The organism is Rathayibacter sp. AY1B7, assembly GCF_002932735.1.
Classification (GTDB): Bacteria; Actinomycetota; Actinomycetes; order Actinomycetales; family Microbacteriaceae; genus Rathayibacter.
In genome coordinates this window covers 118,731-134,995 of the sequence record NZ_PSWK01000006.1, presented here as the reverse complement: position 1 = coordinate 134,995, position 16,265 = coordinate 118,731, and the positions used below count along the sequence as shown (strand labels likewise).

The following is a 16,265-nucleotide window of genomic DNA, read 5'->3' as shown; positions in this document are numbered from 1 at the left end:
CGTGGAGCCACACGTTGCCGACGGCGACACGGAGCGATCGCAGGAACCGTTAGATACGGGGATCGGTCAGTGGGCGCTCGAAGCGGCGATCGGGTTTGAGGAGGCGTAGTGCTCATCCGCTTCGCTCCGGAGCTGCTCACCGCCGGCGGCCCCGACAACGGCTGGAACCCGACTCCGACCGACCGCGTGCAGATCGCGTACGGAGCCGACTCCCGCCTGCAGAACTCGCTCGCCCTGGCCGACGCCACCGGCTCCAGCGCCTTCACCGACCTCGCGGCCGTGCAGGGCGCCTGGTTCTTCGGCCTGAACCGCAGCCTCGGCCCGGTCTACGACCCGGCCACCGGAGTCGTCTTCGACGGCGTCCAGGCCGACGGGTCCGTCAACCGCAACAGCGGCGCCGAGAGCACGATCCACGGCCTGCTGGCGATGCTGGCGCTCGACGAGCACCCGGACGTCGCCGACCGTGCCCGCTCCGTCGCCACCGAGCGCTCGCGCGACGGACTGACGCTGGTCGAGGCGGAGAGTGCGCGCGGTGGCACCGTCGTCACGCCCGAGTCGTCCTGGACGGGGGAGGCCGGCTGGAGCGGCTCGTACCTCTCGCTGACCGATCCGCGCCGCGCGGTCTCGATCCCGATCGGATCGTCGTCGCAAGACCGCGTCGTGGAGGCCGTCATCGATCAGCCGCAGCGCGGCACCGAGCGCACGCCGCTCAGCGTCTGGACGTCGGGCACGCGCCCGCTCGACCTGCTCCGCTCGACCGTCGGGTCGCAGGGGGTCACGGAGGCGTCGGGCGCGCTACTGCCGCAGAAGCTCCGCCGCACCGTGCCGGCGGGCTCCTCGAGCGTCGAGGTCCGTCCCCTGAGCGGTGAGACGCGCCTGGACGCGCTGCTGGTGCGCCCGCTGGTGTCGCGCCTCGTCGTGGGAGGCGAGGGCGGCCGCACCGAGCTGATCCGCAACTCCACCGACGGTGTGCGCACCACGGCGATCGGCGTCTCGGGCGGCTCCGGCACCCTGCGCGTCTACTCGCAGGACGGCGCGATCGTGAGCGAGACGTCGCCGTCCGGAGCCGTCTCCGTGCAGCTGCCCGCGCAGGGCTTCGCGGTGCTGGTGGGCTGAGGGCGTCCCTGCTGGTCGAGTAGCCGCTGCTCGATCGGCAGGGGGCGGTGAGTCCTCGGAAGTCGCGGTACTCGCGTTCGAGTACCGCGACTTCTGCGTTCTCGTGGGGGCGAGGGCGGCGGGGAGGTGCGCGGCTGGGCGCGGACCATCAATTCGATGAGAGCGCTCTCTCGAAAACGCTTGACCTCTCCGCGGGGGCGTGCGTAAGCTCGCCGCACACCTTGTGAGAGCGCTCTCACATACGCGGAACAGCACGCGTGAGAGCGCTCGCAGGGGTGCCCCACCACCATCACGAAGGAGTGACCGTGCCCTATTCACGACGCACCAGGATCGCCGCGGCGATCGCCGGCGCCTCGGCCCTCGCCCTGATCGTCACCGGATGCTCGTCGGGATCCGACGCCTCCGAGGGCGGCGAGATCGAGCTGACCGTCACCACGTTCAACGCCATGGGCTTCGACGAGCTCTACGGCGAGTACGAGGACGCCAACCCGGGGATCACCATCGTCCCGAACAACATCGACACCGGCGGCAACGCGCGGACCGACGCGTTCACCAAGCTCGCCGCCGGCTCCGGACTCGCCGACGTCGTCGCCATCGAGGAGGGCTGGCTCGGCTCCGTCATGGAGGTCTCGGACCAGTTCGTCGACCTGCGCGACCACGGCATCGAGGACCGCAAGGCCGACTGGGTCGACTGGAAGTACGAGCAGGCGACCGACCCCGAGGGGCGCGTCATCGGCTACGGCACCGACATCGGACCCGAGGGCCTCTGCTACAACACGGCCGCCTTCGAGGCCGCCGGCATGCCCACCGACCGCGCCGCCGTCGCCGAGATGCTCGGCGGACCGGACGCGACCTGGGACGACTACTTCGCCGCCGGTCAGAAGTACCACGACGCCACCGGCAAGGCCTGGTTCGACCACTCCGGATTCGTCTGGAACGCCATGGTCAACCAGCTGCCTGAGGGGTACTACACCTCCGACGGCGAGCTGAACGTCGAGGGCAACCCGGAGCTCGAGGAGCGCTGGGGCCAGCTGACCGACGCCACCGCCTCCGGACTCTCGGCCGCGCAGAAGGCGTGGGACTGGAACAAGGGCAAGTCGTTCACCGACCAGACCTTCGCCACCTTCGTCTGCCCGGGCTGGATGTTCGGCACGCTGAAGAGCAACGTCGAGGCCGGCGGCGGGAACGCCGAGGCCACCGGCTGGGACTTCGCCGACGTCTTCCCCGGCGGCCCCGCCAACTGGGGCGGCTCGTTCCTCTCGGTTCCGACCCAGTCGAAGCACCCCGCCGAGGCCGCCGCGCTGGCGTCGTGGCTCAGTGAGCCGGAGCAGCAGCTGAAGGCGTTCGAGGCGGCCGGACCGTTCCCGAGCACCCTCGACGCGCAGAAGGAGCTCGCCTCGGCGGCCGCTCCCGACCCCGGCATGAACGACTCCCCGACCGGCGCGATCCTCGCGCAGCGCGCCGAGGGCGTCGTCGCCCAGTACAAGGGCCCGGACGACTCGCTGATCCAGGAGAACGTCTTCGGACCGGTCCTGCAGAAGGTCGACCGCGGCGAGATCGACGGCAAGGAGGGCTGGAACGAGGCGCTTCAGCTCCTCGGCGAGCTCGTCGACTGATCCGGTCGGGCCGACGCCCGGGGGCTGACCCCTCCGAGCCGACGCCCAACCGACACGGGAGGTCCGGCCGCCACCGGACCTCCCGGTCCCCGTGCGGCCGGGCCGCCCGCATCCCGGGCCACCTCGCCGCACGGGAGAAACGCTGCCGCCCGCCGGCCCGAGGCCTCTCCGGCCCCGCCGCCCGCGACTCCTCCCGGTCGGCCCTACCGCCCGCGACCCTCCCGGCCGGCCCCGCCGCATCCCCTCCGACTCCGACTCGACCTCGAAGAGAGCGCCATGACGAGCACACTCACCCCGCCGGCCACGGCGACGCCCACCGCGGGGAAGCGGCGCCCGGCGCCCCGACTCCCGCTGACCTTCCGCCAGCGCGCGAGCCGCTTCGACGTGAAGGCCTCGCCCTACCTCTACATCTCGCCGTTCTTCCTGCTCTTCGCGCTCACCGGCGCGTTCCCGCTGGTCTACACGCTCGTGGTGTCGCTCTACGACTGGCAGCTGCTGCAGGGCCAGGGCGACTTCGTCGGGTTCGCGAACTTCGCGGCCGTGCTCGGCGACCGCTTCTTCTGGAACTCGATCGTCAACACGCTGAGCATCTTCCTGCTCTCCACGATCCCGCAGCTCGCCGTCGCGCTGCTGCTCGCGGCCGCCCTCGACCAGGCGCTGCGGGCCAGCACCTTCTGGCGGATGAGCATCCTGCTGCCGTACATCGTCTCGCCGGTCGCGGTCGCGCTGATCTTCTCGAGCGTCTTCAGCGACCAGGAGGGCCTGATCAACAATCTGATCGGCCTCGTGGGCATCAGCCCGATCGAGTGGACGAACGACCGCCTCGCCAGCCACGTCGCGATCGCGACGATGGTCAACTGGCGCTGGACCGGCTACAACGCCCTCATCCTCCTCGCCGCCATGCAGGCCGTGCCGCGCGAGCTGCACGAGTCGGCCGCGATCGACGGGGCGAACGCGTTCCGCCGCTTCCGCTCGATCACGATCCCCAGCATCCGGCCGACCCTGATCTTCGTGATCATCACCGCCACCATCGGCGGCCTGCAGATCTTCGCCGAGCCGCGCCTGTTCGACGTGTCGAATGCGGGCGGCATCGGCGGGTCGGACCGGCAGTTCCAGACCACCGTCCTCTACCTCTGGGAGATGGCGTTCTTCCGCCAGAACTTCGGCGAGGCGGCCGCGATCGCGTGGCTGCTGTTCCTCCTGATCGTGCTGATCGGCCTGCTGAACTTCGCGATCTCGCGGCGGATCGCCTCCGTCGAGAACCGGATCTCGCAGCGCTCGAAGCGCCGCTCCGCCCGCCCCGCGACCGCCGACGAGATCGCCGCCGCGGACCCCCTGCTCACCACCACCGGCCTCGGCCAGAACGAGAGCGAGCGATGACCGCCCCCGCCACCTCCGCCGCCTTCCCGGTGCGCCGCGTCCGCGCCTCCCGCGCCGGCCGCGTCGACCGGCCCGGCTTCCTCACCTACGGGCTGCTGAGCGCCTTCATCCTCGGCTCGACCTACCCGCTGTGGTGGTCGTTCGTCGTGGCGAGCGGCTCGAACGCGACCCGCAGCGAGACCCTGCCGCTCGTCCCGGGCGGCAACTTCCTCGCCAACGCCTCGCAGGTGCTGACCGCGATCCCGTTCTGGACGGCGCTGCTGAACAGCGTCATCGTCTCGGGGATCATCACGCTCTCGGTCGTGTCGTTCTCGACGCTCGCCGGCTACGCCTTCGCGAAGCTGCGGTTCCGCGGGCGCGACGGCCTGATGATCGGAGTGGTCGCGACCATGGCGATCCCGACGCAGCTGGGCATCATCCCGCTGTTCATCCTGATGCGGCAGCTCGGCTGGACGGGCTCGCTCGGCGCCGTGATCGTGCCGACGCTGGTCACCGCGTTCGGCGTGTTCTTCATGCGGCAGTACCTGGTCGACGTGATCCCGGACGAGCTGATCGAGGCGGCGCGCGTGGACGGAGCGAACCAGTTCCGGACGTTCCTCACCGTCGCCGTCCCGGCGGCGCGACCGGCGATGGCGATCCTCGGGCTCTTCACGTTCATGATGGCCTGGACCGACTTCCTCTGGCCGCTGATCGTCCTCAGCCCGACGAACCCGACCCTGCAGACGGCGCTCGCGCAGCTGCAGTCGGGCTACTACGTCGACTACTCGATCGTGCTGGCCGGCGCCGTGCTCTCGGTGATCCCGCTGCTGGTGCTGTTCCTGCTCGCCGGACGCCAGCTCATCGCGGGCATCATGAGCGGAGCGGTGAAGGGCTGACGCCCGGAGACTCCCGCCGGACCGGGTCGGGGGACATCGGACCGCGGGACGGGGGCCTCGGGCCCGGGGCCGTGGTGCTCCGGGTCCGGGGGTCGGGGGGGTGCGGTGAGGGATCGGGCAGTGGACTGAGCGGCCGGCGGGTTCGCGACCCGGCGGGTCGTCGTGCTCGGATCATCCCGATCGCTGCCGCGCAGGACCCCGTCGATCACGCCCCGTCCGGCCCTCCTGGCCCGACCTCCCGCCGCCTAGGCTGGCGCGGAGGAGGCGACATGGAGCCGAAGGACCGGCGCGACGAGGACCCCTCGAGCGGGCCGGAGCAGCCGCGTCCGGGGGACGGGCCGACGCCGTCGGAGCAGGCGCTGCGCGCCATCCGCGACGTCGCGAACGGGGCGGATCCGATGAGCGAGGCGTTCCGGCTGTCGAACGACTTCACCGACCGGCAGGCCGAGCGGCTCCGGAGACTCCTCGCGCGCTTCCGCCGCGGGCGCTGACGGGCGCGGGGCGGCCTGCCGCCGGCGGCGGGCGATCGATCGCTGCGCGCCGGTCGTGTCGGCCATCGCCGAGGCGGCGCCCCCGATCGCCCGGCGCCACCCCGAACGGCCGCTATCCGAGCCCTCGCACGCCGCGGACTCGCTCCGGTGGCCCGCTCCGCCGCCCCGCATCACCCCCGAATGGCCGCGATCCGCGCCCCTTCGCGCCGAGGACGCCCCGCACGAGCCCGCTCCTCCGGCGCTCGGCTAGCCTCGGAGGCACCCGCGAGGAAGGCCCGCATGACCCACGACACCGCCTCGGCCGCCCCGACCCTCGAAGCCGTCGCCGCGCTGGCCGGAGTCTCCCGCGCGACGGTCAGCCGGGTCGTCAACGACTCCCCGCGCGTGAAGGACGGCGCCCGGACGGCAGTGCTCGCCGCGATCGAGCAGCTCGGCTACGTGCCCAACCGCGCCGCGCGCTCCCTCGCCAGCCGCCGCACGCAGACCGTCGCGCTCGTGGTGCCGGAGTCGGCGGCGAAGGTGTTCGCGGATCCGTTCCTCGCCTCGGTCGTGCAGGGGGCCGCGATGGCCTTCGCCGGCACCGAGTACACGCTCACCATCGTGATCGCGTCGGAGGCGGCGCCCGAGAAGACGCGGCGCTACCTGCTCGGCGGCAACGTCGACGGCGCGCTCGTCGTCTCGCACCACAGCGGCGACCACTCCTACGCGCAGCTCGGCGCCTCGCTCCCCGTGGTCTTCGGCGGGCGGCCGCTGAGGGAGGAGGGCGGCAGCTACTTCGTCGACGTCGACAACACCGGAGCGGCGCGCACGGTCACCGAGCACCTCCTGGGCCTCGGCCGCACGGCCCCCGCGATGATCGCGAGCCGCCAGGACATGCCCGCCGCGATCGACCGCCTGTCCGGCTGGCGCTCGGCCGTCACCGCCGCGGGGCTCGACGACTCGCTCGTCGAGTACGGCGACTACTCGCCCGAGGACGGCGCGACCGCGATGCGCCGCCTGCTCGACTCCGGCCGGCCGATCGACGCGGTCTTCGCCTCCAACGACCAGATGGCGGCGGGCGCCCTGACGGCGCTGCGCGAGCGCGGCCTCACGGTGCCGGGCGACATCGCGCTCGCGGGATTCGACGGCGACTACTTCGCCGAGGCGAGCGAGCCGCGCCTCACCACGGTGCGCCAGCCCTCCACGGGCCTCGGCGAGGCGATGGCGGACGTGCTGGTGCGCCTCCTTGCCGGCGAGGAGGTGCAGCGCGTGACGCTGCTGCCGACCGAGCTGCTGGTGCGCGGCTCCACGGTCGCGGGCGCCTGACCCCGCGCCGAGTGCGCTGACCCGTTCGCTGAGTCGCCCGGAGCGGCTCCCCGCTGCGGCGTGTCGCGAGCCGATCCGGGCGACTCAGCGCGGGACGGGCTCGTCGGGGATGTCGAGCAGGTGGAAGGGACCCCGGGGGAGCGGGCCTGTGCTCCACAGCGCGACGACGGCCCAGCCGAGGTCGGCGTGCGCGACGGCGCCCTCGGGCAGGGTCCGGGTGAAGAGCGCGTAGTCGATCCCGTCGAGGGGGAGGGCGCTCACGTCCCACGCGGGCCGGTCGGCGGCCAGCTGCTGGGCCCGCGCCTCCGCTGCCACCATCGCGGCTCGCGTCCGGTCCTCGGGCAGGTCGGCGGGGATCGCCGAGAGGAGGAGCGAGCCGATCGCGAGCGCGGCCGTCGCGACCGGATCGGTGACCACTCCGTGCACCGAGCCGCGCGGCCCGAGGCGGACACCGGTCAGCCGCAGCGTCCGGACCGAGTACGAGCCGCCGTCCCGCTCGGCGCGGACCGAGAGGTCGTCGACCGGCCCGTCGTTCGTCCGCCCGCTCCCGTCGACGGACCACGGATCGGAGACGGGGACCAGCGCGCGCACGCCCTCATCCGACTCCCTGCGGCGCCCCCGGTCAAGAGGCGCAGGGCGAGGACCGGCGCAGAGGCCCGCAGGCGCGGCTCAGAACTCCTCGTAGTTGTAGGGCTCCGGGTCCTCGTCGATCACGGGGCGCGCGATCGTGGCGCGGTTGCTCTTGATGCGGGAGCGGATGTCCTCGACGGCGGCCTCGACGGCGCCGGTGGTCGACTCCTCGTCCTTGATGGAGACCTCGACGGGGACGGCGACGAGCTCACTGCTCGCGTCGAGCGTCATCTTCGCCTCGATGAGCTCGCCGTCCTCGGTGAACGCCGGGACCGTGACCGCTTCGGAGTGCTCCTGGCGGTCGATCGCGGTCACCAGGTCGAGGAGGGCCTCGGTCACGGCGTCGGTCGTCACGAAGCTCTTGGAGGCGTAGGTCAGCTGCTGCATGCCTCCACTCTCCCGAACGGGAGCGCCCCTCGCGCGGGGTTGCGCCTCGTCGGCCCAGCCCGTAGCGGAGGGGCAGCACGACCGGCGCGGGCGCGAGGAGTCAACCCTCTAGGCCGCGATCCGGGCGTCCGCTTCCCTGGTGGCGGGGCCTCGGGAGGAGGCGCGGGGGTCTCGGGATCCCGGGGCCCCGGCACTCGATCGGGAGGGGACCGGATGCGTCGGAGCGGCCGGGGACTCCGCGGCGACAGGGCGTTCCAGGGCGCCTTCCTGATCGGAGTCGGCCTCATGGCGGCCGTCGACGAGATCGTCTTCCACCAGATCCTCGCCTGGCACCACTTCTACGACCGCTCCACTCCGGCGATCGGCCTGCTCTCGGACGGGCTGCTGCACGCGGCCGAGATCCTCGCGCTCGTCGGCGGCGGCTTCCTGCTCGCCGACGCCCGGCGCCGATCCGCTCTGCGTCCGCGCACGGCGTGGGCCGCGGGGCTCACGGGGGCGGGGCTGTTCAAGCTGTGGGACGGAGTCGTCGACCACAAGCTGCTCCGGGTGCACCAGGTGCGCTACGACGTCGACCTGCTCCTCTACGACTCCGCCTGGATCGCCTCGGGAGCGGTGCTGCTCGCGGCGGGCCTGCTCCTCCTGCCGCGGCGGCGGCGCGCGACGGCGTGACCCCGCACGCCGACCACTCCCTGCTCGACCCGGGCCTGCTGCTCCTGGTCCCGCTGGCCGCAGCGGCGGCGCTCGGAGGGGGCGCCGCGGCACTCGAGCGGCGGCGCGGACGGCCGTGGCCGCTGCACCGCACCGCCCTGCTCCTCGGCGGGCTCGCGACCGCGGCGCTCTGCTTCACGGGTCCGCTCGCGGAGTGGTCGCACGCGGATCCGCGCGGGGCGATGCTGACGCACCTGGTCCTCGGGATGCTCGCGCCGCTCCTCCTGGTGCTCTCGGCCCCCGTCACCCTGGCCCTGCGCGCGCTCGACGTCACCGCGGCCCGACGGCTCTCGCGGCTGCTCCGGAGCCGCCCGGCCCGTCTCCTCGCCCACCCCGTGACGGCGCTCCTGCTCTCGACGGGCTCCCTCTGGCTCGTGCACGCGACCGGACTGCTCGCCGCCGCGCACGCCGATCCGCTGCTGCACCTCGCGCTCAGCGTGCACTTCCTCCTCAGCGGCTGCCTGATGACGGCGGCGCTCGCCGGAGTCGATCCGAACCCGCACCGCGCCCCGTTCGGCCTGCGCCTGGGGGTGCTCGGAGCGGGCATCGCCGCGCACGGGCTGCTCGCGACCGTGCTCTACGCGGAGGCTCCGGACGAGACCGGACGCCAGGCGGCGCTCCTGCTGTTCTACGGAGGCGACCTGCTCGAGACGGCGCTCGCCGTGGTCGTCTGCGCCCGGCGCTTCGCGGCGACGGCGCCCCGGCAACCCCCTCCGCCGAGCGCGCCCTGCTCCCTACGCTCGGACGCATGCTCCTCATCTTCGGGACCCGAGCCGTCGAGGACCTCCTCCGGACGCTCGTCTTCGTCTGCCGCGTCTGCGGGCAGCGCGACGAGCAGCGGATCCTCCGCCGCCGGACGCGCCTCTCGCTCTTCTTCGTCCCCGTCCTGACCGTCTCGACCCGCTACCTGCTCGAGTGCTCGCAGTGCGGCACCGTGTCCCCGATCAGCAAGGAGGAGGCGCAGGGCTCCGTCCGCTGGGCCGGCAACTCCGACCGGTGACCGCCCCGAGCGGGAGGCTCTCGCGGTGCGCTCAGCGCACCGGAGCCGGTACCGCCACGGGACGCGCGGCGACCGCGGCCGCGCGCCGCGTCGCCCAGTTGTTGAGCAGCAGCGCCGTCACGACGATGGCCGCGCCGAGCAGGGCGACGGGCCCCGGTCGGTAGCCGCCCGCCATGCTGATCGCGAAGGTCGTGACCGGGACGAGGTTCTGGAAGAGCGTGCCGTTGAGGGCGCCGAGCAGCTTGATGCCGGCGTTCCACAGCAGCACGGCGACGACGCCGGCCAGGAGGATCAGGTAGGCCAGCTGCGGCCAGGCCGCGAGCACCTCGGCTCCGGTCGGCGGGTGCGCGGAGCCGGTGGCCGTCGCCACGGCGACCGCGACGGCGATCGAGGGGCAGCCGAGCGCGGTGGTGAGCGTCGAGTACCGCAGCGCCGACCAGCCGGGGAACGCCGCGGCTCCGCGCGTGTAGACGACCCAGCAGATCGCGCCGAGCAGGGCGAGCAGCTCGCCGAACCCCAGCTCGCCGTCGAGGAGGAGGGTGACGTCGCCGCGGGTGACGACGAGTGCGACTCCGGCGAGCGCGAGCAGGATGCAGCCGACGGTGGCGGCCGGCGGCAGGCGACGCGCGCCGATGCTCGCGAGCACTGCGCCGATCGCGGGCATCATCCCCATCATCAGGCTGACGTTCGGGGCCGAGGTGAACCGCAGAGCCGTGAAGGCGAGCAGGCCGAAGCCGGCGAACCCGGAGGCGCCGAGCAGCGCCAGCCGCCACCCGCGGCCGTCGAGCCGGAAGGCGCGGAGCCCCTCCGCCCGGGCGAGCAGCAGGGCGAGGACGACCGCGGCGGCGGTGTAGCGGATGAGGGTCATGAAGAAGGAGTCGACCGTCGCCGCGATGCTGTCCGCGACCGGCAGCATGCCGCCCCAGAGGATCGGCGGGATCAGGCAGAAGAGCAGACCTCGCGACCGCATGGCACCCCTGACCCGTCGGGTGCGGCCGCCCCGGGCGGGGGCCGTCGCTCGATGGTGGACCCCGGCGGCTCGGCGCACAAGAGCGCCGCCGACCCCCGAACGGCCCGCCGCGGGGCCGAGCGGACAGGGGTGCGCCGGGTGTGGAGGAGGCTCGGCGAACCGACGGATCGAACACGACGAAGACGAAGAAGTCGCAAGGACCTTGTGTCGCCCCTTTAGGGTGACAAAATTTGTTTGCTTCCATCATCTCCGTGCCCCTAGGTTGATCGCAGCACCCCCCGATGCTGTCCTCTGTCAGGCCCTGCTCCGATCCCCCCCGTCGGACGCCGTTCCTCACTCGGGTCGCGCCCTCCCCGGCGACGACCTCCGTTCCGCGCGGGCGCTCATCAGCGCACATCGGCCCCCGGCCGCGGAGAGGAACAGTCATGACGACACAGCCCGGCCACGGCGCGGACGAGCCGGCGGCTCCCCGTCGCCGGGCGACCTGGGAGGCGCACGACGAGACGGCCTCGCGCCCGCTCTCGGGACGCCGTGCCGCCCGCTCCGGGCGCGAACGGGTCTCCGCTCCGCGCCGCCTCGCGTCCGCGACGCCTGCCGGAGCGGTGACGGTCCCCGCCGCCCCGACCGCGGTGCTGGAGCGTCCGGCCGCCCCGGCCGCTGTGGTCGAGCGATCTGTCGTGCCGGCCGCTGTCCTGGAGCGTCGGGCCGCGATGGTCGAGGGTCCGGCCGCGCCGACCGCCGTGGTCGAGCGTCCGTCCGCCGTGACCGCGCTCCTGGAGCGTCCGTCCGCCGCGACCGCGCTCCTGGAGCGTCCGGCTGCGCCGACCGCGCTGCTCGAGCGTCCGCCGGCCCCCGCCGCGGTCCTCGAGCGCACCGTGCTCCCCGCCGTCGACGCCGACCGGCTCCCTCCGGCATCCACTCCGATCCGCGGCACGCGCCCCCGCAGCGGCCGCCGCGCCTCGTCGCGCATCGGCGACCTGGTCGCCGCCCTCCCCGCCCACAACGAGGAGGCCGGGATCGCCGCGGCGATCGAGGGCCTGCGCCGGCAGACCTGGCCGCCGGACCGGATCGTCGTCATCGCCGACAACTGCACCGACGCCACGGTCGAGATCGCTCTCGCGCACGGCGCCGAGGTGTTCGTCACCGTCGGGAACAGCCACAAGAAGGCGGGCGGCCTGAACCAGTTCCTCGCCGAGGTCCTCCCGGGGTTGCAGGACGACGACCTGGTGCTCGTGCAGGACGCCGACTCCGCGCTCGACCCCGGGTTCCTCGAGATCGCCCGCGGCAGGCTGCACGGCGGCATCGGCGCGGTCGGAGGAGTGTTCCGCGGCGGCGAGGGCGGCGGCTTCGTCGGCCACCTCCAGCGCAACGAGTACGCGCGCTACGCCCGCGACGTGCGCCGGCTGAACGGGAAGTGCCTCGTCGTCACGGGCACCGCGGCCGTGCTCCAGGTCGCCGTGATGCGCCGCATCAGCGCGGCCCGCCTGGCCGGCTCCCTCCCCTCCGGAGACGGCATCGGCGGCATCTACGACACCACCGTCCTCACCGAGGACAACGAGCTCACGTTCGCGATCCGCCACCTCGGCTACGACGTGCTGAGCCCCGCCGGCTGCACCCTCGTCACCGAGGTCATGCCGACCTGGGGAGACCTCTGGCGTCAGCGCCTGCGCTGGAAGCGCGGAGCGGTCGAGAACTGCGTGCAGTACGGCTTCACGCGGGTCACGGCTCCCTACTGGGGGCGCCAGCTGCTCACGATGCTCGGCTGCATCATCACCTACGTCTACCTGGCCACGATCGTCTACGCCGTCGGCTGGGGCGAGCTGAGCCTCCAGCCGTTCTGGCTGGCCGTCACCGCGATCTTCGTCGTCGAGCGGATCGTGACGGTCCGCGACCGCGGCTGGCGGTACATGCTCGCCGCCGCGTCGATGTACGAGCTCGTCGTCGACCTGTTCCTGCAGGTCGTCCACACCAAGGCCTACCTGGATGCGCTGACACGCCGTCGGCGCGACTGGTGAAACAGAGAGAGAGACATGTACAACCACATCGGAACAGCCGCCGGAGCCGGAGTCGGTGCCGGAACGCTCGCCATGACCGGGTTCGACTCGGTCTGGCTGGCACTCGCGGCCTTCGCCCTCATCGCTGCGGGGACCGCCGTCCTGCGCATCGCTCCTCGCCGCAAGCGCGAGGTCTGAGACACGGTGGCGGGCGGGGGACAGCCCGCGCCCGTCACCGTCCCACGACCGCCGTCGCCGCGGAGGTCCGGCTCGCGGTGGTGTACCCGGTCTTCGTCCCGGTGACGGTCAGCGTGATCCGCTTCCCCGCCTGAGCCTTCGTGAGCGTGAACCGCGGCGACGTCGCTCCCGCGATGGCCGCGCCGTCCGCCTTCCACCGGTAGGTGAGGTTGACGGGGGTCGGCGTCCACGGACCCGGGGCTGCCGTGAGCACCGCTCCGACCCGGGCCGTGCCCGTGACGGTCGGCGTCGCGGCGCCGAGGGTGCCGGCGGCGACCGGTGCGGTCGGCTGCGAGGTCGTCGGGCCGGAGCCGTCGGCGGCGCTCACTGTCACGGTCACCCGCTTGCCGACCGCGGAGGAGGGGACCACGAGATCCGGACCCGTCACTCCCGCGATGTCGACGCCTCCCGCCGCCCAGCGGTGCACGAGCGGTTCCGTCCGGCCGGCGGAGGAGGACAGGGTCGCGCCCACCGCGGCGGTCCCGACGACGACCGGAGCCGGCGCAGCGTCGGACCGGTAGACCGCGACGTGGTCGACGAGCATCGTCCCGCCGGAGCTCTTCGGAGCGGCTGCACTGTCGCACCCGCACACCCCGTTCGGCAGCCCGCCCCCGATGGCGAGGTTCAGGATCAGCAGCACGTCGTTCGGGACCGCGGCCTGCCACGCGGCCGTCCCCACCTCCGACTCCCGCACCACGTGCCGGGTGACGCCGTCGACGAGGAACTCCACGCGCTCGTCGCCGGGCACGGTCCGGTCGAGCAGGGCGGAGTAGCGGTGGAACCCGGTCACGCAGGACGCGCAGTCCAGCATCCCGCTCGTCCGGCCGGCGGGCTCGTCGCAGGGGCCGCCGTCCGGCGCTCCGCAGTGCAGCGTCTGGATCACCTGGGCGGTGCCGTTGACGGCCTCGAGCATGTCGAACTCGCCGGTCGCCGGCCAGTCGATGACGGCGTTCGCGTCCCGCCCGAGAGCCCAGAAGGCGGGCCAGTAGCCGGTGGCCTGCGCGACGTCCGGCAGCTGGATCGAGGCGGTCATCAGCAGTCGGCCGCCCGCCGGCGCCGAGAACGACTTGTCGGCGGTGACGATCCGCCCGGACGTCCATGCTCCGGCGGAGTCGCGGAGGGCGCGGATGCCCAGAGCGCCGCCGCCCGTGAGGAAGACGTTCGCCGTCGACGCGGTCGTCCGGTCGACCGCCCCGGTGCCCCAGGTGCCGACCTCGTGCTCCCACTGACTCCCGACCGGCGCCCCCGCCGGCCCGGTGAAGTCGTCGCGCAGGAGCGTGGTCCAGCCCGGGGCGTCGGCGGGTGCCGCAGTGACGGCCTGGCCGGCGGACGAGGCGGTCGGAGTCGTGGACGCCGGTGCGAGGGCGGCGACCGCCTGCGGGGGTGTCGCCGCCAGCACTCCGAGGCACAGGGCCGCGAGGGCGAGGGCGAGTCGCGGCCGGTCGAGGAGTCGTGAAGGCATGGCGAGTCCTCTGCGTCGAAGGGGCGCGCAGCTGCACGCGCCTCGACGCTAGTGAGGAGTACTCGCTCTCCCCCCACCCTCCAGGCGGGGTGATCTCCGGCACGAAAGCTCACGACCGGGCTCGGCCGGGCCGGGTCCAGGGTGCTGGCAGAGGGGCGGCCGCCGTCGCCTCCGATCGCCCGTTCGAAGGAGAACACCATGCATCGTCGTCTCACGGCCACGCTCGCCGCGATCGCCCTCGCCCTCGGAGGGGCCGTCGCCGTCGCGACCCCCGCCTCCGCCGGGCAGCTCGTCTACCAGAACGGCGGCCCGGGCAACTGCTACGAGGTCCGCTCGCAGCGCGACTCCCTGGGTCGCGCGCAGGTCACGGTGTGGTGGCACTGCGACCAGGCGAGCAACGTCAAGGTCATCTGGAGGAACGGCCCGGACAGCGGCTGCAACAAGATGAGCGTCATCAACCGCAAGTTCAGCGACAGCTCGGGCGTCGCGTCCCGCTTCGACCGCCTCGTCTCCTGCTGACCCGGTCGGGCTGCCCCTGATCCCTTCCGCGGGATGCCGCTCCGCTACGCGGCACGCCGCGTACCCGAGCGGCTTCCCCCGGGAGGGGACGGCGGCGGCACCGCTCAGTGCTCGGCGCGCCCCGAGTCCTCGATGAGGCGCACCTTCACGTTCACGGCGAGCGGCCCCGTGATCGACGGGTCGGCCGCGAGCAGCGCGTGCATCCGCTCGCCCACGAGGCGGAGCGTCTCGGGGGCCGGCAGTGCGGCGGACGCGGCGATGTGCGCGCTCACCGTGGTGAACCCCTCCGACCGGTCGATGTCGACCAGCACGTCGGGCTGCCGCAGGTCCAGCTTCACGGCGAGCGCGTCGGCCGCGGCCTCGACGATCGGCTGGGCGGGGTAGACCCCCGCGACGCCTTCGATGTCGCGGATCTCGGCGGTCAGCCGCTGCGAGAGCTCGGTGTCGTCGGTCATTCCCGCTCCTCCCGGTGGGGGTACACGTCGTCGACCGTCACGTCGATCGCGCCGACGGTCAGCTCGGTGTGGCGCTCCAGGGCGTAGCGGATGCGCTCGCGCAGGCGGTCGGCGGCCACGGCGACCGGCAGGCCGAACTCGAGGGCGCAGGTCACGTCGATCCGCACCACGGCGCCGGGAGCCGAGACGTCGCCGTCGAGGGTGCAGCGGCCCATGATGACGCCGCCCATCGTGTCGCCGGCGCGGCGGATCATCCCGCGCACGGCCGCCTCCGTGAGCGCCAGGCGGAGGGTCGGGTCGGGGTGGCGGACGGGGATGTCGCGGCCGGAGCGCACCTCGGAGCGGATCGCGTCGAGCAGGCCGGCGATCCAGACCTCGTCGCGGTCGGGCTCGCGGTCGGCCTCCTGCCGCAGCGCCCGCGCCGAGAGCTCGGTGAGGCGGGTGAGGTTCGCGAGAGCGAGCCGGCACGCGGCGGAGTTCTCGATCGAGGGGTCGCGCGGCTCGCGACCGCGGTCGAGGTACTCGCCCAGCTCCTCGAGCGTGTGGCCGTCGAGGTCGTCCTCGGGCACGGCGGCGTCGTCGGTCATCGCCATGCCTCCAATTCGTGGAGCAGGAATCGACGGGCCCGGGCGAGGAGGCCGCGGACCGTCGAGACGGGGAGTTCGAGAGCGTCGGCGATCTCCTGGTAGCTGTAGCCGGCGGTCTCGCGGAGTAGCCAACAGCGTCGCTGATCAGCAGGCAATCGGTCCAGCGCTTCCCAGACCGCGTCCAGCTGGAGTCGTGCCTCGACGATGCGCTCGGGGGAGTGCTCGGGCGGCGCGGGCGGATCCCAGTCGTCGATGTCGTCGTGGCGGCGGCGGACGCGGATCCGATCGATCGCCTTGTGGGTGACGATGCGCATCAGCCAGTTGCGGATGTGCGCCGGGCTGTCGAGATCGGCCAGACGCCGCCAGCCGGTGAGGAACGCCTCTTGCACCACGTCCTCGGACTCCGCCTCGGAGCCGAGGAGCTTCGCGGCGTAGACGCGCATGAGGGCGCCGTGGCGGCGGGCGAGCTGCTCGAACGCCTGCACGTCGCCGTCGACGGCGCGCGCGGCGAGGGTCGCGTCGGACGCGTTCAG

General features: G+C 73.3%; 19 protein-coding genes. 12 read left to right on the top strand and 7 right to left on the bottom strand.

Features of this window, described 5'->3' with window-relative positions:
* Positions 1 to 108: 108 nt before the first annotated feature.
* From C5C95_RS05460 to C5C95_RS05435, 6 genes are all read left to right on the top strand, one after another.
* Complete coding sequence (locus C5C95_RS05460) at positions 109 to 1,116, top strand: hypothetical protein (protein ID WP_104323978.1); 1,008 nt, start codon at positions 109 to 111, stop codon at positions 1,114 to 1,116.
* A 305-nt stretch (positions 1,117 to 1,421) separates the two neighbouring features.
* Entirely contained in the window at positions 1,422 to 2,732 is a 1,311-nt protein-coding gene (locus tag C5C95_RS05455) for an ABC transporter substrate-binding protein (RefSeq protein ID WP_104224001.1), read from the top strand.
* Positions 2,733 to 3,008: 276 nt separating this feature from the next.
* Positions 3,009 to 4,112 carry a carbohydrate ABC transporter permease gene (locus tag C5C95_RS05450; protein WP_104323977.1) on the top strand — a complete coding sequence of 368 codons (1,104 nt, stop codon included), beginning with the start codon at positions 3,009 to 3,011 and terminating at the stop codon, positions 4,110 to 4,112.
* Positions 4,109 to 4,987 carry a carbohydrate ABC transporter permease gene (locus C5C95_RS05445; RefSeq protein WP_104223961.1) on the top strand — a complete coding sequence of 293 codons (879 nt, stop codon included), beginning with the start codon at positions 4,109 to 4,111 and terminating at the stop codon, positions 4,985 to 4,987. Before C5C95_RS05450 ends, C5C95_RS05445 begins: the two co-directional genes overlap by 4 nt.
* A 269-nt stretch (positions 4,988 to 5,256) precedes the next feature.
* Entirely contained in the window at positions 5,257 to 5,478 is a 222-nt protein-coding gene (locus C5C95_RS05440; RefSeq protein ID WP_104323976.1) for a hypothetical protein, read from the top strand.
* A 279-nt stretch (positions 5,479 to 5,757) separates the two neighbouring features.
* Positions 5,758 to 6,783, top strand: a complete 1,026-nt coding sequence (locus tag C5C95_RS05435) for a LacI family DNA-binding transcriptional regulator (protein ID WP_104323975.1) — start codon at positions 5,758 to 5,760, stop codon at positions 6,781 to 6,783.
* Positions 6,784 to 6,867: 84 nt separating this feature from the next.
* On the opposite strand, the gene C5C95_RS05430 is transcribed toward C5C95_RS05435, so the two are convergent.
* Positions 6,868 to 7,374, bottom strand: coding sequence for a hypothetical protein (locus tag C5C95_RS05430; RefSeq protein WP_104323974.1), 507 nt, complete (start codon positions 7,372 to 7,374; stop codon positions 6,868 to 6,870).
* A 78-nt stretch (positions 7,375 to 7,452) separates the two neighbouring features.
* A complete protein-coding gene (locus C5C95_RS05425) occupies positions 7,453 to 7,800 on the bottom strand; it encodes a hypothetical protein (protein WP_104223965.1) in 348 nt (115 codons plus the stop codon).
* Positions 7,801 to 8,013: 213 nt separating this feature from the next.
* On the opposite strand from C5C95_RS05425, the gene C5C95_RS05420 reads away from it, so the two are divergent.
* Genes C5C95_RS05420 through C5C95_RS18000 form a run of 3 tightly spaced genes read left to right on the top strand, consistent with a single transcriptional unit; the run spans position 8,014 to position 9,508 of the window.
* Entirely contained in the window at positions 8,014 to 8,469 is a 456-nt protein-coding gene (locus tag C5C95_RS05420) for a DUF2243 domain-containing protein (RefSeq protein ID WP_104323973.1), read from the top strand.
* Positions 8,466 to 9,398 carry a cytochrome c oxidase assembly protein gene (locus C5C95_RS05415; protein ID WP_104323972.1) on the top strand — a complete coding sequence of 311 codons (933 nt, stop codon included), beginning with the start codon at positions 8,466 to 8,468 and terminating at the stop codon, positions 9,396 to 9,398. The genes C5C95_RS05420 and C5C95_RS05415 overlap by 4 nt, the downstream gene beginning before the upstream one ends.
* Positions 9,350 to 9,508 (top strand): hypothetical protein, encoded by a 159-nt coding sequence (locus C5C95_RS18000; protein WP_374954311.1) that lies wholly within the window; start codon positions 9,350 to 9,352, stop codon positions 9,506 to 9,508. Before C5C95_RS05415 ends, C5C95_RS18000 begins: the two co-directional genes overlap by 49 nt.
* 31 nt (positions 9,509 to 9,539) lie before the next feature.
* Here the strand turns inward: C5C95_RS18000 and C5C95_RS05405 are convergent, their stop codons facing one another.
* Complete coding sequence (locus C5C95_RS05405) at positions 9,540 to 10,478, bottom strand: DMT family transporter (RefSeq protein ID WP_104323970.1); 939 nt, start codon at positions 10,476 to 10,478, stop codon at positions 9,540 to 9,542.
* A gap of 425 nt (positions 10,479 to 10,903) precedes the next feature.
* Here C5C95_RS05405 and C5C95_RS05400 point away from each other — a divergent pair, with 425 nt between their 5' ends.
* On the top strand, positions 10,904 to 12,493 hold the full coding sequence (locus tag C5C95_RS05400; protein ID WP_258072627.1) for a glycosyltransferase family 2 protein: 1,590 nt from the start codon (positions 10,904 to 10,906) through the stop codon (positions 12,491 to 12,493).
* Between the two features lie 15 nt (positions 12,494 to 12,508).
* Entirely contained in the window at positions 12,509 to 12,670 is a 162-nt protein-coding gene (locus C5C95_RS17350; RefSeq protein WP_167305255.1) for a hypothetical protein, read from the top strand.
* 34 nt (positions 12,671 to 12,704) lie between these two features.
* On the opposite strand, the gene C5C95_RS05395 is transcribed toward C5C95_RS17350, so the two are convergent.
* Positions 12,705 to 14,171, bottom strand: a complete 1,467-nt coding sequence (locus tag C5C95_RS05395; RefSeq protein WP_104308707.1) for a family 16 glycosylhydrolase — start codon at positions 14,169 to 14,171, stop codon at positions 12,705 to 12,707.
* Between the two features lie 198 nt (positions 14,172 to 14,369).
* Here C5C95_RS05395 and C5C95_RS05390 point away from each other — a divergent pair, with 198 nt between their 5' ends.
* Complete coding sequence (locus tag C5C95_RS05390; protein ID WP_104255207.1) at positions 14,370 to 14,690, top strand: hypothetical protein; 321 nt, start codon at positions 14,370 to 14,372, stop codon at positions 14,688 to 14,690.
* Positions 14,691 to 14,794: 104 nt separating this feature from the next.
* On the opposite strand, the gene C5C95_RS05385 is transcribed toward C5C95_RS05390, so the two are convergent.
* From C5C95_RS05385 to C5C95_RS05375, 3 genes are read right to left on the bottom strand one after another with little or no spacing between them, the layout of a single operon-like run.
* Complete coding sequence (locus tag C5C95_RS05385) at positions 14,795 to 15,145, bottom strand: hypothetical protein (protein WP_104225842.1); 351 nt, start codon at positions 15,143 to 15,145, stop codon at positions 14,795 to 14,797.
* Positions 15,142 to 15,732, bottom strand: a complete 591-nt coding sequence (locus tag C5C95_RS05380) for an Asp23/Gls24 family envelope stress response protein (RefSeq protein WP_146076902.1) — start codon at positions 15,730 to 15,732, stop codon at positions 15,142 to 15,144. Before C5C95_RS05380 ends, C5C95_RS05385 begins: the two co-directional genes overlap by 4 nt.
* The gene (locus C5C95_RS05375; RefSeq protein ID WP_244248147.1) at positions 15,729 to 16,217 is read right to left on the bottom strand and encodes an RNA polymerase sigma factor; all 489 of its coding nucleotides are present in this window, start codon (positions 16,215 to 16,217) and stop codon (positions 15,729 to 15,731) included. The genes C5C95_RS05380 and C5C95_RS05375 overlap by 4 nt, the downstream gene beginning before the upstream one ends.
* Positions 16,218 to 16,265 lie beyond the last annotated feature (48 nt).